This is a genomic window from Massilia sp. TS11, from assembly GCF_022012445.1.
Lineage (GTDB): Bacteria > Pseudomonadota > Gammaproteobacteria > Burkholderiales > Burkholderiaceae_D > Telluria.
In genome coordinates, this window is record NZ_JAKLTS010000009.1 from 90,804 (window position 1) to 106,013 (window position 15,210).

Annotated in this window: 17 protein-coding genes and 1 pseudogene; 9 read left to right on the forward strand and 9 right to left on the reverse strand. The window is 59.9% G+C overall.

What is annotated here, in order from left to right; all coding sequences use genetic code 11:
• The first annotated feature begins 92 nt into the window (after positions 1-92).
• The 3 genes from LZ005_RS14750 (at position 93) to LZ005_RS21900 (ending at position 2,333) form a co-directional block, all read left to right on the forward strand.
• Positions 93-713: a DUF6088 family protein gene (locus LZ005_RS14750; protein WP_143504896.1), complete on the forward strand. Its 621-nt coding sequence runs from the start codon at positions 93-95 to the stop codon at positions 711-713.
• The gene (locus LZ005_RS14755; protein ID WP_237808845.1) at positions 706-1,722 is read left to right on the forward strand and encodes a nucleotidyl transferase AbiEii/AbiGii toxin family protein; all 1,017 of its coding nucleotides are present in this window, start codon (positions 706-708) and stop codon (positions 1,720-1,722) included. The genes LZ005_RS14750 and LZ005_RS14755 overlap by 8 nt, the downstream gene beginning before the upstream one ends.
• Positions 1,723-2,003: 281 nt before the next feature.
• A complete protein-coding gene (locus LZ005_RS21900) occupies positions 2,004-2,333 on the forward strand; it encodes a DUF2793 domain-containing protein (RefSeq protein WP_373889336.1) in 330 nt (109 codons plus the stop codon).
• 6 nt (positions 2,334-2,339) lie between these two features.
• On the opposite strand, the pseudogene LZ005_RS14765 reads toward LZ005_RS21900, so the two are convergent.
• Together LZ005_RS14765 and LZ005_RS14770 are read right to left on the reverse strand one after the other, a co-directional pair.
• Positions 2,340-3,143, reverse strand: a pseudogene (locus tag LZ005_RS14765) (COG2958 family protein); the annotation flags it as partial.
• An 18-nt stretch (positions 3,144-3,161) separates the two neighbouring features.
• On the reverse strand, positions 3,162-4,121 hold the full coding sequence (locus LZ005_RS14770) for a BREX system Lon protease-like protein BrxL (protein WP_237808846.1): 960 nt from the start codon (positions 4,119-4,121) through the stop codon (positions 3,162-3,164).
• A gap of 122 nt (positions 4,122-4,243) precedes the next feature.
• Between LZ005_RS14770 and LZ005_RS14775 the strand changes: the two genes are divergently transcribed.
• The 3 genes from LZ005_RS14775 (at position 4,244) to LZ005_RS21905 (ending at position 7,922) form a co-directional block, all read left to right on the forward strand.
• On the forward strand, positions 4,244-6,067 hold the full coding sequence (locus tag LZ005_RS14775; protein WP_237808847.1) for an ATP-binding protein: 1,824 nt from the start codon (positions 4,244-4,246) through the stop codon (positions 6,065-6,067).
• Entirely contained in the window at positions 6,054-7,094 is a 1,041-nt protein-coding gene (locus tag LZ005_RS14780) for a DUF3322 domain-containing protein (RefSeq protein ID WP_237808848.1), read from the forward strand. Before LZ005_RS14775 ends, LZ005_RS14780 begins: the two co-directional genes overlap by 14 nt.
• 312 nt (positions 7,095-7,406) lie before the next feature.
• Positions 7,407-7,922 (forward strand): tyrosine-type recombinase/integrase, encoded by a 516-nt coding sequence (locus LZ005_RS21905; RefSeq protein WP_373889337.1) that lies wholly within the window; start codon positions 7,407-7,409, stop codon positions 7,920-7,922.
• A 241-nt stretch (positions 7,923-8,163) separates the two neighbouring features.
• On the opposite strand, the gene LZ005_RS14785 is transcribed toward LZ005_RS21905, so the two are convergent.
• From LZ005_RS14785 to LZ005_RS14805, 5 genes are all read right to left on the reverse strand, one after another.
• Complete coding sequence (locus LZ005_RS14785; RefSeq protein ID WP_237808849.1) at positions 8,164-8,553, reverse strand: hypothetical protein; 390 nt, start codon at positions 8,551-8,553, stop codon at positions 8,164-8,166.
• Between the two features lie 11 nt (positions 8,554-8,564).
• Positions 8,565-8,936, reverse strand: a complete 372-nt coding sequence (locus LZ005_RS14790; RefSeq protein WP_237808850.1) for a BPSL0067 family protein — start codon at positions 8,934-8,936, stop codon at positions 8,565-8,567.
• A gap of 513 nt (positions 8,937-9,449) precedes the next feature.
• Complete coding sequence (locus LZ005_RS14795) at positions 9,450-10,004, reverse strand: DUF4865 family protein (protein WP_237808851.1); 555 nt, start codon at positions 10,002-10,004, stop codon at positions 9,450-9,452.
• On the reverse strand, positions 10,001-10,393 hold the full coding sequence (locus tag LZ005_RS14800; protein WP_237808852.1) for a tautomerase family protein: 393 nt from the start codon (positions 10,391-10,393) through the stop codon (positions 10,001-10,003). The genes LZ005_RS14795 and LZ005_RS14800 overlap by 4 nt, the downstream gene beginning before the upstream one ends.
• A 10-nt stretch (positions 10,394-10,403) precedes the next feature.
• On the reverse strand, positions 10,404-10,736 hold the full coding sequence (locus LZ005_RS14805) for a carboxymuconolactone decarboxylase family protein (RefSeq protein ID WP_237809047.1): 333 nt from the start codon (positions 10,734-10,736) through the stop codon (positions 10,404-10,406).
• Between the two features lie 109 nt (positions 10,737-10,845).
• Here LZ005_RS14805 and LZ005_RS14810 point away from each other — a divergent pair, with 109 nt between their 5' ends.
• The gene (locus LZ005_RS14810; RefSeq protein WP_237808853.1) at positions 10,846-11,805 is read left to right on the forward strand and encodes a LysR substrate-binding domain-containing protein; all 960 of its coding nucleotides are present in this window, start codon (positions 10,846-10,848) and stop codon (positions 11,803-11,805) included.
• On the opposite strand, the gene LZ005_RS14815 is transcribed toward LZ005_RS14810, so the two are convergent.
• Entirely contained in the window at positions 11,802-12,689 is an 888-nt protein-coding gene (locus LZ005_RS14815; RefSeq protein ID WP_237808854.1) for a LysR family transcriptional regulator, read from the reverse strand. The genes LZ005_RS14810 and LZ005_RS14815 overlap by 4 nt on opposite strands.
• Positions 12,690-12,844: 155 nt before the next feature.
• Between LZ005_RS14815 and LZ005_RS14820 the strand changes: the two genes are divergently transcribed.
• Together LZ005_RS14820 and LZ005_RS14825 are read left to right on the forward strand one after the other, a co-directional pair.
• Entirely contained in the window at positions 12,845-14,338 is a 1,494-nt protein-coding gene (locus tag LZ005_RS14820) for a hypothetical protein (protein WP_237808855.1), read from the forward strand.
• Positions 14,339-14,379: 41 nt separating this feature from the next.
• The gene (locus LZ005_RS14825; protein ID WP_237808858.1) at positions 14,380-14,682 is read left to right on the forward strand and encodes a YciI family protein; all 303 of its coding nucleotides are present in this window, start codon (positions 14,380-14,382) and stop codon (positions 14,680-14,682) included.
• A gap of 79 nt (positions 14,683-14,761) precedes the next feature.
• On the opposite strand, the gene LZ005_RS14830 is transcribed toward LZ005_RS14825, so the two are convergent.
• Complete coding sequence (locus LZ005_RS14830; protein WP_237808859.1) at positions 14,762-15,145, reverse strand: carboxymuconolactone decarboxylase family protein; 384 nt, start codon at positions 15,143-15,145, stop codon at positions 14,762-14,764.
• Positions 15,146-15,210 lie beyond the last annotated feature (65 nt).

A 15,210-nucleotide genomic window follows, 5' to 3' on the forward strand; every position in this document is an offset into this window, starting at 1 on the left:
ATTGCAGCATTGGCTACCGGAGGGAACACGAGCACCTCCATGGGAGTCAATCGCACTTGCATTTTGTCAGAAACTCGCATACATTTTCGTACATGAACACGACGACCAAGACCGCCGAGCTGATTCGCCAGCGCATCGAGGCGATGCCGATCGGGGAGCCTTTCACCCCGACAGCATTCCTGGAGTGCGGCACGCGTGCGTCCGTCGATCAGACCCTCTCCCGCCTCGTCAAGGCAGGGTCGATCGAGCGTGTGACGCGCGGCGTCTTTGTGCGTCCCGAGGTAAGCCGTTTCGTTGGCAAGGTGATGCCAGAGCCTCTTAAGGTGGCCGAGACCGTTGCAAAGACCACTGGTGCCGTCGTCCAGGTTCATGGCGCTGAAGCGGCGCGTCGGCTCGAACTGACCACGCAGGTCCCGACCCAGTCTGTATTCGTGACATCCGGCCCGTCGAAGCGCATCCGCGTGGGCAAGATGGAGATCCGTCTGCAGCACGTCTGCCAACGCAAGTTGGCCCTGGCAGGACGACCCGCCGGGCTCGCGCTTGCGGCGATGTGGTATCTCGGCAAGAAGGAAGTGACGCCGGCTCTCGTCGAGAAGATTCGGCGCAAGCTGGGATCGAGCGAATTCGAGGTGCTGAAATCAGCCACCAGCTCAATGCCCGCGTGGATGAGCGACGCCATCTTCCGCAACGAGCGGACGGCCGTTCATGCCTGAGTCCTTCCTGCACCTGAAAGCTCAAGAGCAGTCCCAAATCTATCGGGCACTGGCCCCGCAACTTGCCCGCACGCCCGTCGTACTGGAAAAGGATGTCTGGGTCTGCTGGGTGCTGCAGACCCTCTTCACCATGCCCGACCGACTGCCGATGGCCTTCAAGGGCGGCACCTCACTCTCCAAGGTATTCGGCGCCATTGCCCGCTTCTCCGAGGACGTGGACATCACGCTCGACTACCGTGGCTTGGACGGTGCCTTCGACCCGTTTGCCGAAGGCGTCTCACGCAATCGGCTGAAGAAATTCAGCGAGGATCTCAAGTCCTTCGTGCGCGACCATGCCCACGGTGTCGTGGCGCCGCACTTCCAGAAAATGCTGGCGGAGGAGTTCGATGCCCAAGCGTTCCAGCTTGAAGTCAGCGATGACGGCGAGCAGATGCGGATGCACTACCCGAGCGTGCTGGAGGTACCGGGAGACTATGTGGGCAACAGCGTCCTGATCGAGTTCGGTGGCCGCAACATCACCGAACCGAACGAGGAGCATGAGGTACGGCCCGATATCGCGGAACATATCGCTGAACTCGATTTCCCTCGATCGACGGTCAGTGTGTTGTCTCCGGCACGTACCTTCTGGGAAAAAGCGACGCTGATGCACGTCGAGTGTCAGCGCGACGAGTTCCGCACAGGCGCCGAACGCCTGTCACGCCACTGGTACGACCTGGCCATGCTGGCCGATCTTGCCCATGGGCAAGCCGCTGTGGCCGATCGTGCTCTGCTCGCCGATGTCGTCAAGCACAAGAAGGCCTTCTACAACGCGAGCTACGCCAACTATGACGCATGCTTGGCCGGGCAGCTCAGACTCATTCCGGAAGATGCCGCACTGGCCGCGCTGCGCGATGACTTCCAGCGCATGATCGGTGCGGGCATGTTCATCGGCGAGCCCCCCGCTTTTGATACCATCGTCGACCGTCTGCGTGCGCTAGAAGCAGCAATCAATGGGAGCGGCAATGGTTGAAGCTGGCATCGCTGTTAAGGCTCTGCTGCAAGGCGCCACGCCGGAGCGCAAACAAGAAATTGAGGACCTATGGGATCACTATGCACCCAAGGTCCGCGTAGTCGAAGACGCTCGAGGCGTGAACATCAGCGCCGGCAAGGGGCGCATCCAGTTTGACCACAAGACACTCGAGGCAATCTGGCTGCTCGGCTTCAACGGGTGGAGATCTATCGAGACGTACTCTCCAGCGATCATTCTGGCCGGCATCACTGGTGGGGCCCTTGAAGACATACTGCGCGCGGATGACGAGCTTGCTGCTTTCGCGATGGATTACAAGTCTCGTTCAAATTCCGCTCGATCTATCATCGAAGAGCAAAGCTCTGTTTACACCACTTGGCCGCAAGATGTGTCGCGCCCCCACACCACCGGCCAGCCCCGCCAACGGCGACCGCTACATCGTGCCTGCGGCAGCTACGGGCGTGTGGGCAGGCAAAACCAACCAGATCGCCGTGCGCATCGCCGATGCCTGGGAGTACCACGTGCCCAAGATTGGCTGGCTTTGCTACATCGAGGACGAGGCCAAGCTCTCGGCCTACAAGTCCACCGGCTGGAGCGCAGGCCTCGCCATCTGAATTTCCATCTTTGTACCCACCGGAAATCAGAACCTGGCTTTCAGATGGATTCTCAACATCCAGTTTGATCAGGCCAATGTCGTGAGCCGCAAACAGCATGCGCAGCTCTTTCAATGTGTCCTGGCCCTCGATCTCGGCAGCCACCAGGTAACCGAAGTTGGACCACGAGGAATTCGAAACAGACTGGAAGAAGCACTCACGGACATTCGACCGGTTGATCAGCAGCTTCACTTCGAATGACCACAGCTTGGTGCGCTTGTCCGAATACTGATTGACGCAATCCTTGACCTCTTGGTGCCAGTCGGCCCCCAGGTCCTCCATGCCGACCAGATCCGGATAGAGTCAGCGGTTGCCGTTGGGCCCACGTTTGTTCGACGAGCGCTTCTCATCAATGCGCTTTGAGTACACGCCGAACTCGGCCCAGAGATAGCTGCTTAGCAATGGGTACAAGCCATGTTCCCCGATCTTTGCATCATCTTTGCCGACCGGAGCAGCGACGCCGACGTTTTCCGCTGCTGCGACCTCAGCGCTGTCTGATTTCTCCGAGATGTAGTATTTGCGAGGGCGGCCCTCGGTAGTCTTGAGGCTGGGATGCTTCTTCTGCAAGCGCGGGCGCTGTGAGCCAATTTCCGCCACCAACTGCTGCAGAAGGTCCGCGTCCGTCTCCAGCGCCTGGCTGCTGGCCTTCTTGGCGCTACATTCATCCGGAAAGGTCGCGACAAGCCACTCGGCAATTTGTCGAGCGGAGAATTTCTCTTCAGGATGCGCGGTCAAGAAGTCTACGACCGCCTTGCCAAGGTTAAGAGCCATAGTGTTGTTCCTTTGGGTTCACTCGGCCATGGCCTTCAGCAACGCGTCTCGGGCGTCGGAGTAGAACTGGATGTCGATCTTGGTCGCCATGTCATCGGACAAGTCGACCAACTGGCGCCGACACGCCACCGGCATGAGCAATGAGGTCGCGCCTTTCTCAACGGCGATCTCAGCGATCGTGACCGCGTTGTGGACTGGTTCGATGGAGCCGCCGAGGTTGATCTCGCCAACGATGATCAAGCCGCCGCGAACGCTTCGCTTCAAGAGCGACGTGCATAAGGCCACCAACGAGGCCACGCCCAGCTTCGCGCCTGACTTGGCAGCGTCAAACGCCCGAAGCTGCACAGTAAACTCGTGCTGTCTGGGATCTTTGTCACCAACCAACTGCGTGGATCTGGCGTACAGATTCTTCTCGGCGAAGCCAATGCTCTCGCGGAACGCTGGAGGAATGGGTTTGTTGAGCACCTTCAAGCCATTCCCCGGGCCTTCATTGACCTCAATGCGGTAAAGCCCCGAGTTTTCTTCGCCACCACCGGGGCTAATGGACCACACCTGACCTGGCTCTAGCGGATCGCCGCCGATGCTATTTTCGCTTTGCAGCTCCGGCGTAGAAACGAACTTCTCGACCCCGTCCGCGCCCATGATGTAGCTGAAGTGAGTGTTCCTAAACTCTGCGGCACCAACTCTCTTCTGTTGCTCTTTGACTCGGCGCCGAACTTCCATGGCGATGCGAACAGCCCACTCCAGGTCTTCGTCCGGCACAGCGGCATCCGAGCTGGGATAGAGCAGTTTGAGCAAACCGCTGACTGTCTTGTTAATCGCATTCGTATCGCGGCCAGACAAGGCACCGCCAAAGAACACGCGGTTTTGCAATTCGCTCACGCGGCTCTGATTGCGAAGCTGGCTCCAGCACTCGGACAGGAAGTCGCTGACTAGGCCGAAGTGGTTGGTCACCAAGTCCTTGTTGATCTTGGGCACGTCCCTTTGTTGGCGAACTCGTTGAGGTAAAGCCTGACGAGGCCGAATGGCAGGGGGCCATCGAGCGCGTACTGCACGGGTTTGCGCTCTCACTCCTGGTAGACGAGCGCCAGTATTCGGCATTGGCCAATCACATCAACACCACCCACCTTGGGCAGCGCTTGGTGTATTACCGGACTGGCCGCCCGGAGACGTGGCAGGCCAAGCCCATTGGTGCCAATTCGCTCGTCCTCAAGCTGAACGTCAAGGATGGTACGTATGCCGATTGGCTCCAGGCCGAATTACGGCAACGCTTCGATTACTCGTGCGTCGACTCTATTCAGTCCTTCAGGAGCGCAGATCGCGCCATCACCCGTGAAGGCCAGGCCAAGCACAGCAAAACCCGGCACGAAAAAGACGACCGTAGAAGTGTCGGCGACCGACGAAACTGGGTGCTCGGATTCGATAACCGGGAGAAGCTCGGGCTCTTTCAAGCTCAGGCGCAGGATCTGGCTGACACCATTTCTCGCCTCGGCGGGGAGATCGACAAACTCTCCGACCAAGACAAGAATCGTGCGACCCGAGCGATGCAGTGCCAAACCCTGGTGAACCTCCAGTGGCAAGAAATCGATCTGCTCCCATTGCTGGATCGTATTTCCACAATCGAGCGACAGATCCGCGAAGCGCGGGAAGGCAATACAGCTCTACTGCAAATCAGTCAACGGATCGACAAGCAAAAGCACCTGGTTGAGCAGGCTGACAAAGATCTCCGCGAAGCCAAGGTCGCGCATGACTCAGTTCTCAAACAGATCAAAGATAGCACTCAAAAGCTCGAGTCCCTCCTGCAAGATGCTTCCAGAGTTTCATTGACCCCCCACCAGATAAAGGGGCTCGACGAACGATTCATCAAACAGTCAGACGTGGTCAGGCTCGAAAGCCTCGACAAGGTAACAACGGCTGTTGAGAGAGGGCTCAACACGGAAATCAGTGAGATCAAAGATGAGATCACCGATTGCGAGAAAGAAATAGAAGCACGCTTTGCCGATTTCAAAAGGCAATGGCCGATGGACGCGGGCGACATGGACACGAGTCTTGCCAGCGCGCCAGACTTCTTCGCCAAACTGGTTCGGCTGGAGACGGATGGTCTGCCCGCCTATGAGCAGCGGTTCTTTGAATTGCTGCAGAATCAAAGTCACCAGAATCTGGCGGCGCTTTCCACCTACCTGAACGATGCGCGTAAAGCCATCCTTGAGCGAATGGATCTGGTCAACGATAGCCTTGGCCAGGTGCCGTTTAACCAAAGCGCCAATCAACGCACCTATCTACACATCGATGCCAGCGACCGGCAGCTTGTCGACGTCAAGGAGTTCAAGCAGGAGATCCACCAGGCGCTGAGCCATGCATGGACGGAGGATCGCGAGTTTGCCGAGGCACGGTTTCTAGCCTTGCGACGACTTGTTGATCGACTTGCCAGTCAGGACCCAGAGCAAAAGCGCTGGCGTGAGACAGTGCTCGATGTTCGACAGCATGTTGAGTTCATCGGACGAGAAATCGATGAAAGCGGTGTCGAGGTCGAGATTTACCGCAGCGGAGCAGGCAAATCTGGCGGCCAACGGCAGAAGCTAGCCACCACGTGCTTGGCTGCAGCCCTGAGATATCAACTGGGCGGGAACGACCACGGTGTGCCGATGTATGCGCCCGTCGTGCTAGATGAAGCCTTCGATAAGGCGGATAACGAGTTCACCGCTTTGGCGATGAACATCTTTACCAATTTCGGATTCCAGATGGTGGTCGCTACACCGTTGAAGTCCGTCATGACCCTTGAGCCATTCATCGGTGGCGCCTGTTTCGTGGATATCAGCGATCGGCGAGTCTCAGGCGTCTTGCTGATCGAGTACGACGGTGATCGTCAGCGGTTGAAGCTACCCGAGCACGCACGAGAGGAGGCTAGCGTTGAAGCTTCCTGAAGATGTTCGGCAACTTCTTGCCCGTCGCTTTCAAAGCAAGCACCGCGAGTGGTTGATCGGTGATCCGGGCGAGGTCCAATGGCCGCTGGAAGTTCCGCTCGGCATTCCGACGGAGCAGGCTGCACTGAGACAAGTCGACGGCGTTCGTGCTTGGGTGAGCGCATGGCAAGGCTGGCAAGGGGTCGGCACCCTATCCTGGTGTGAGCGGCGGTGGAAGGCGCTTGGTGCCCAGCGACTGCCAGAGAAACTAGCGTTGCGCGGTCCCGAAGACGTTGCCATGTGGATTGGTGAATCCGCACTGTGGGAGCGCGCCCAGTCTCGCTACCGGGCGCTCATTGCCCGCTGGCCGGTACTGGCGCAGCAGTTGCCGAGATACTTTGATGTCCTCGCAGACTACAGCGATGCCGATTTCCGTCGACTGGCAGAGATGCTGGCTTGGATCAATAGCAATCCGAAATCGAATCTCTACCCACGACAAATTCCGGTTGCCGGTGCCGACAGCAAATGGCTGGATTCTAGAAAAGGCATCATCTCTGACTTAATTGGAACGCTCCAGGGTGACCCAACAGGAGAGCGCGACTTCTTCTGGCGCTGCGGCTTGAGGGCACAGCCGCAGTTAATGCGCATGCGCGTTCTAGACCCGGATCTAAGAGCCCATTTTGGCGGTCTTGGCGATATCTCTGCGCCTTGTGAGGAGGTCGCGAGTATTGGTATACGACCAAAGAATGTCTTCGTTGTTGAGAACCTTCAAACTGGCCTGGACTTCCTGCTCCTGTTCAGCGACGCAGGCCGTGTGGTCGTCGAGGTTGACGGATCTCAGCACTTCGCCGAAGACGGGAAGCCATCCCTCGCCAGGTACGCGGACATGGTGGCGGCCGATCGTGACCTCCGGCTCGCTGGGTACGAGGTCTATCGTTTCGGGGCCAACGAGCTCACCGGCCACGGGTCGGCTGAACGGATCGAAGCATTCTTCCGGCGCTTACTACGGAAGCACGCAGTCCTTCCCGGAGCCTGTTCGGCTGAGTGAAACCATACCAACTGATCCGGATTTGCGGACGCGGGTTCAATTCTTGGAATTGGAATCGAACTGGCGGCTGGTTACCTGCACACGGTTGATGCCAATGGGCAGTCGGAACTGGTAGGATTGCGGGCATCAAGGGTTGGATTCTGCACCTTTCCGCAGCAGTTTTAAGCGGTTGTAAGGCGCTGAGTTACTGAGGTTTGGCGCAGGGTCCCACCCCACCACCACCAATTCATCCGAATGGATTCAACGCCGTCCTCGTGACGGCGTTTTTCTTTGATCTCCCTCTAGGAATGCGTCCGGATGCCGGGCGCCAAAATGGCCGGCGCCAGGAATACATTCGAAGCCGTCGCGCAAAAATGGCTGCAGATGAAGCGAAAGGAATGGAGCGACGGGCATTACAGCCGATCCGCCCGGGCTATTGAGCGCAATGTCGTCCCTGCCCTTGGCAAGCTGCCGGTCGCCAACATCACGCCCGCGATGATCGCCACGACGATGTTAGCGATTAACAAGCGGGACGTATTTGAGAGGACTTCGCGCATCCTTCAGCACGTGAATGGGGTATTTCGGAATGCCCAGGCAAGGGGCCTGTGCCGCGACAATCGAGCTGGGCCCGTGCGCAAAATCCTCCCGCGCAAAAAGGAGTCAGGGCGAATGGCCGCCCTCCTCAACTTCGATGCACATCGGGACGTACTAAGGCGCGCTCAGTTGGCGCGCCTATCGCCGGCAGCCCATTTCGCGCATCGCCTATCCGTCATGAATTGGCTCATGGCGCGAGCACGTGCCTTTCGATGGACATCGTCACGGTCGCAGAATGGCATCTGGCGATCTTGATAGAACGCTCTATTTTTGTGCTTCTCAATTTAGATCTCCCAGACGGAATTCGACCTGGGAACCTCCTTCTGCGCAACGGTGGAAAAGGATGGTACGAACAAAAGATGTGGATGCCCCTGCAGACGAAGAAAGGCAACTCCATTTAAGGTGCGAATTCACCAACCCGCTTCAAGAAAACGATACTAGGCACCCCATGGTTCTTGTCCTTACTTCGCCCTTTATTGTTCACATAATTCTGAATCTATCGACAAGAAAAAATTAAACTGAAAGGCACGACGCCATGGTCACGCCGTGCTCGCCAGCGACCTGTACATTTGCGCGCGTTCGCCACATCGAGACTGACATAGCGTTCGGTGCCAGCGTACGTGCAGTCGACTTCGTAAATGAAGGCTGGCGCATCTTCGTTCATGATCCAGGTTTGATAAATAAACCCAGACTTTTCGATTTCCTCCCATGGCGGACCGTCGTATTCATCGCGATCATTGCCCAGTGTCGTACCACGCGGATAAGAAATTACGCGTATGGTTTCCAAAGGCTTCGAGCCGATATTCCACGAACGGGGCGCAAATCTAGGACAAGCCTGCAGCTTGGCTGTCTGGGTGTGTGGCGCCGACATCAGGGCCAGAGTCAATATCGCGCCTATCATAGAACCACCGAATAGGACTCGGCCCGCAGGAAAATTTTCGGTTCCTTAACACCAAATGCCAAGGTGCTGATATGTGGCGCCTTGCCTTTCCATTGATGGAAGACGCGTGCGCCATTGCCGACCCAACGCAGAAAGATGGCTGCATGGTTTCCATGTGACTTGTTAGGGTAACGACCATCGGAAAAGGTCGCGATTGCGGTGCCAGGTGCAATGTAGACATTTGCCTCCAGCAGATCGATGAGTTTGCCGCCTTCACGCCAAAGTGAAGACGGAGGTGCGTCGGTCAGCGCGCGGACGAGCGCGACGCATTGGCCGGTGCCGAAAGCCTTTTTCTGTTTAGTAAAATCGCCATCCGCCTGATAAGACATAGAGCCTCCTTGTCGATCGGAAACCTCGATCTTAATTTCACGTCCAGCGCCAACTTTGAGATGACTCATACGTCGGCACGCGACATTGAGTTTGGGCAAAGGATGGTGAATTGGAAGCGGTATCGAGAGGGGTACTGCAAAAACTGCTTGTGTGGTGATTTGGATGTAAGCCGTTGAATCCAAGGGCCACACGGCAAGCTGTTCGATAGCCCTCCCACCAATTCATCCGTATGGATCCAACGCCGTCCTCGTGACGGCGTTTTTCTTTGATCTCCCTCTAGGAATGCGTCCGCGCAGAGCTTGTCAGGACCTACGACAGACACTGGTCATTTAGCGAGCCAACCGGGTATCGGCCGATTTTCCCCACTGTTTTCGGGTATCCAAAAGTATGGAAGCAGGTATGCGGCTGTTGGCTCCCTCAACGAATGGAAACTCACCCTTGCAGAGCGGGCAGAACACCATATGGCCACGTCCGGCAATCGGCTGTCCCATGAGGATCCGCATCCTCCACGCTCAGCCTCGGGAAAGGTGGCCGAGCGCGTACACGGTAGTGGGGTCGACGCTGGCTGGCACCTCGTCCCAAAGCCGGAAGCGCATCACCTGCCAGCCGGTCGGATCGAAGCCGGCCACTGCCGCTAGCGCCCCCTCCTGCGCCATGCTGTCGGCCGCACGCTGGCATTCCTCGGCTTGAAGTGCTGACAGATCTGCGTGCCGCGGAATTGGCACCAGGTCGATGCTGGCGTAGCGGGCCTGGTGCGCGTCTGCCCCCAGCCGCGCCCACCACGTCGACCACAACTCCACGATCGGCCGCCCGAAGGCTTGCGTCAGGCCCGCAAAGCCGGGGCCGCATAGAAACGCATTCATCGCCGCCGCCGATTCCCACACATAAAACGGCGCATAGCGGTTGTTCCCCGGTCCCGGGAGGTCGCTGTGCCGGGCGCTCAGGTAAGCCTTGAACACGAGTCCGGGAAAGCCATCCGTAAAGTGCCCCTTCTCCGCAATGCGGCGAGCAATGATCGCCATGTCGTAGTCTGCGGGGAAAGTAAAGCCATAGTGCATTGCAATCATTGGACCTCCACATCGGGCGCGGCAATGCCGTGCGCAAACGACCAGTCAATCGGCTCGGTCGTCTCGATGACGACCATCACGTCGCGCGGCGCAATGCCAGGCGCTGTGCTAAGCAATTCGGTCAGGCGACGATAGAAAGCGCGCTTCGTTTGCGCCGACCGGGAGCGTCCCGCAGTGACGTGCAGCAGAACAAAGTCATCCGTGCGCGGGCCGCCCATATAGTGGCGGTCAAATACGAGTTCATGCGGCTCGCATTGTTGGATGACCTGGAAGCGATCATCCGGTGGCACATCGAAGCTGTCGACCAGCGCCTGATGCACACTCTCTGACAGCGCCCGCAGGAAGGCGGGCGATTTGCCCTTCAACAGAGAAATTCGGACATACGGCATCGCGCCCTCCTCATGCTTCGTCGGGCGCGGACTGCGGTAGCGCGTCGAGCCGCTGGATGGCGCTCACCGCCGCGGGCCAACCCGCATAGAACGCCAGATGCGTGGCCGCCTCAGATAGCTCCTCGCGCGACAGGCCATTTTCGATAGCGCGCTGCAGGTGGAAGGGCAACTGCTCCAGCCGATACAGGGCGATCAGCGCAGCCACCGTCACCAGGCTGCGCTCGCGTGGCGACAATTGGGGCCGCTGCCAGATATCACCGAAGAGCACCTCACTGCTCAGTTCGGCTAATTTGGGGGCAATCTTTGCCAGCGTCTGCTGTGCGGCGGTCTGCGATGGGTTCATCCTGGCCTGGCTCCATAAAACAAGTAGGTCAGGGCATGGTAGAACCAGACTTTCGTTTTGAAAATCGAATAGTTTCGAATACACTTTCCCGAAAAACAGGATGATTAAGATGCGAAAAGTCATTTTCGATCTCGACGCACTGCGCACACTGCGCGTTGGCATTGAACTCGGGAGCTTTGCCCAGGCTGCAGACAGGCTCAATCGATCAACCTCGGCCGTCAGCGCGCAACTTAAGAAGCTGGAGGAGCAGGCCGGCACGCCCATTCTGCGCAAGGTGGGGCGCGGTCTGCAGCTGACGGACGCTGGCGAGATCCTGCTGCGCTATGCGCGCCGCATGCTCGACCTGAACGAAGAAGCCGCGCTGGCGCTCGGCAGCCTCGGTTTAGCTGGTACCGTGCGCTTGGGTCTGCAGGAAGATTTCGGCGAAAACCTGCTGTCCGATGTGCTTGGCGGCTTTGCGCGCAGCCATCCTGCGGTCCATATCGAAGCGCGTATCGCGCGCAACGCGGAACTGGTGTCGCGCATGCAGACCGGCGATCTGGACCTGGCGCTCGCCTGGGAGCAGCATCCCAAGCGCACGGCGCACAGCGAACTGGTCGGCACCTATGCCTTGCGCTGGATCGCCGCCGAGCACTACCAGCCCTCGGACGCTGGACCGATTCCCATCGTCGCGATGGACGCCCCCTGCCTATTGCGCAAGGCCGCCACCGATGCCTTGGACGCAGCGGGCATCCCGTGGAAAATCGTCTTCACCAGCCCCAGTCTGGCGGGTGTATGGGCGGCCGTCGCGGCCGGGCTGGGGCTGACGGTCCGGACCCATTTTGGCCTGCCGCCGCGCGTGCGCATGCTCGACCCGCAGGCATGCGCGCTGCCGGTGCTGGGCAGCCTGGACCTGGTGCTGCACAGCGCTGCGGCCGGTCTGAATCCTGCCGCGACGCGCCTGCGGACAATTCTGCTGGACCGTATTGGCGAGCCCAGCCAAATTTGGCAACGCGAAGGCGACGCCCCCGCGTGGGCGTCCGAGGGTCGCGAGTCTGCCCTGAGCAGCGCCAAGCTAGGGGTACGCTAGGCGCGGCCGGTCACGCCGATCAATTCCTTGCGGGCGGCGTCGAAAGCCTCGGCCACCAGATCGGCCACCTGGCGGATACGCGGCGACCTGCGCACCCCGGAATGCATGACGAGCCAGACGGCACGTTCGGGCGGTGCCGATGGCAGCGCGATATGTGCCAGGCCTGGCTCACGCGCCGCCAGGAAATGCGGTAGCACGGCGGCGCCCAGACCGGCCCGTGCTGCATCAAGGAGCACCAAGGGATCATTGCTGCGCACCACGTAGCGCCGTTCCGCGGAGATTTCGCTCAGCCACTGCTGGTGTGGCACCTGCAGGTGGCCATCTTCATACCCGAGGAAACGCCACTCGGCGGCAGGGCGCTGTGCATAGCCGGGGCTGGCATACAGCCCGTATCCCAGCATGCCGATGCGCCGCGCAGTCAGTCCCATGGCCGACGGCCGCGACATGCGAATCGCCATGTCGGCCTCGCCGCGCGCCAGGTTGGCCTCGCGCGACTCGCTGAAAATGACCAGGTCGATATGCGGCCAGCGGTCCTGCATGCTGGCAAGGCGGGCGACCAGAAAACTGCTCGCCAGCACCGGCGGCACCGACACCCGCACCGTCCCTTGCAAGGACGACACCCCGAGCGCCAGGCGCGACAGCACTTGCATCTCGTCGCCGATCCGCGCCGCCTGCGCCGCCAGCTTCTCCCCTTCCGCCGTCAACACCCAGCCGCGCGGCAGACGGTCGAACAAGCGCAGCCCGAGCGCTTTTTCAAACGCATCGACCCGCCGCGCCACCGTGGAATGGTCGACATCGAGCTGGCGCGCGGCCGCGGACAGGCTTTGCGTGTGCGACAAGGCGAGAAAGTAGCGCACGTCGTCCCATTGATGAGCGGAACTCATGGCCGGAGGAGGTGGGGATTTTTGCACAAATAATGGGCTGCCAAGGAGATTGCCGAGTGATTATCCGCAGCGTAAGCTTGCCTGACAAGCATTTTGCAAAATCGGATTGGGGCCTGCTTTCATCACGGCCATCCGCGGAAGGACATCCACCACTCATGAAAATACGCTATCTAACGGCGGCGGCGAGCGCCCTCGTCGCCCTGCCCGCGCTCGCGGCGGATCCCGCCTGCAGCGCCCGGCTGAAGCAGGCTCTGGCCGCCCAGGGCGGCGAAGACAAACTGCGCGCGATCCGCTCAGTGTCTTTTCAAGCGAGCGCTTATCGCAACATGCTCGAGCAGTCTGAACGCCCGGAGGGACCTTACTTCGTCAGCTTCCTGGAGACGAAGGAACAACACGACCACGCGCACCATGCGCTGTCGCGGCAGTCGGCAATCAACGCGCCCGGCGGACAGCGCTACACCACCGGCCTGCTCGTCGCGGACCGGGTCGCCATGCAGTCGTTCGGCGCGCGCCAGATGCCAGGCAGCGCACGCGATGTCCGTGCCGCGCTGGAAGACTTGGCGCTGGCCCCAGAGCGCGTGTTGCTGACGGCGCTGGACGCGGCCGACACGCATTGCGAAGCCGACACCATCCTCCAGGGCGTGCCGCATCGTGTGCTCGCCTTTAGCTTCGATGGTGCGCCGGCGCGCATCTACCTGAATGCCTATACCCAGCTCCCGACCGCGCTCGACTACAGCGGAACGGCTGCCGCCACCGGCTATGCGGCCTATCTGGGGGACGTCACCACACGCACGCTGTGGAGCTTCTGGCGCCTTGACCGCAATGGGGTGCGCTATCCGATGCAATGGGACATTCAGCTCAATCAGCTGCCCGCCCAAACGCTGATGCTGCGTGAGCTGAAGTTCGATGCGCCCGCTGACCAACAGCTGGCTGTACCATCCGAGGTTGCCGCGCGCTTCAAGCCGGACGCGCCCGCGCCAATCCCGGACAACGCGCGACTCGGACAGGAGATGGAGGAAATCGCCCCGGGCGTGCTGCAGATCCGTAGTAGCTGGCACGTCGCGATCGTGGAACAGACCGAGGGCCTGGTCATCATCGAGGCGCCGATCTCATCCAGCTATTCCGAGCAAGTGCTGGCCGAAGCGGCGCGGCGCTATCCGCACAAGCCGGTCATCGCCGTGGTCACGAGCTCCGATTCCTGGCCCCACCTGGCGGGCATTCGCACCTATGCGGCGCGCGGGATTCCGATCTACGCGCTGGACCTGTCGGCGCCGATCGTGCAGCGCACGCTGAGCGCATCCTACGCCAGCCATCCGGACGCGCTCCAGGCCGCGCCACGCAAAGCCGATATCCGCCTCGTCAGCGCCAAAACGGTCATCGGCAGTGGTGCCAATCGCATCGAGCTTTATCCCTTGCGCGGCGAAACCAGCGAACGCCAGCTGATGGCCTACCTGCCCGAACGCGGCCTGCTGTACGCCAGCGACCCATTCCAGCGGCGTGCCGATGGCAGCTATACCGATCCGCAGGCGGTCAGTGAACTGCTGCAAGCAGTCGCGCGTGAACATCTGCAAGTCGAGCGCTTTTTCATGATGCACGTCGCGCCGCGGCCCTTCAGCGAATTGCAGGTCGTGCCGGGCAGCGCGGACTAAAACCATCCTATTTGCATGCCTTGACCACCAACAGGAGAACCATGTTCGTTATCGTCTTGCATTACATCCAGCCTCTGGATCAGGTGACTGTGCAACTGGAAGCCCATCGCGCCTACCTCGATCGGCACTACGCGGCTGGCAACTTCATCGCCTCCGGTCCGCAGAATCCTCGGACGGGCGGCATCATTCTGGCACGCGCCATGGCGCGGACCGAACTCGACCAACTGCTGACGGAGGACCCCTTTCATCAGCACGACGTCGCCCGATATGAAGTCATTGAGTTCACACCAAACAAGTTCGCCCCGGGGGTCGAATCCGTCCTGGCGTGGCCTGCGCCGCGCTAAATTCCGCCCCCCTTTGCAACACACCCCAAGACCGCGCCAGGCGCGCTTGGGGTGTTCGCCATCCCGCTAACGTGCCGGTTCAGGAACCCGGCGCGAGGATTTCCTCGTAGCCCGTGCGGACCGTCGGCAGCGTGATCGAGCCGCCAGTCAGCAAGCCGATCCGCAGCGCCTCCATCATCTCCTTGACACTCGCCCCAGCGCTTTTTGCATTGCGCAAGTGGAAGCGCAAACAGGGCTCGCAGCGCTCCACCACGGAAATCGAGGCGCCCGTCAATTCCTTGTACTTCTTCGGAATCGCGCCCTCGCCCCAGGTCGTCACGTACATCTTGTGGAAGTCCTCGGTAAAGCTGGGGTCGACTTTCCGCATCGGATCTTCTTTCTGCGGTGGGGGATCGGCCGCCATGGCCGCAGGGCCAACAACGACGCTGGCAAGCAGTAACAACACGGGCAAGAACTTGGGCATGTCGACTCCTGAAAATGGAAAGGCGCCCAGACTAGCGTCGAAAAATTGACAAATCAACATGCATA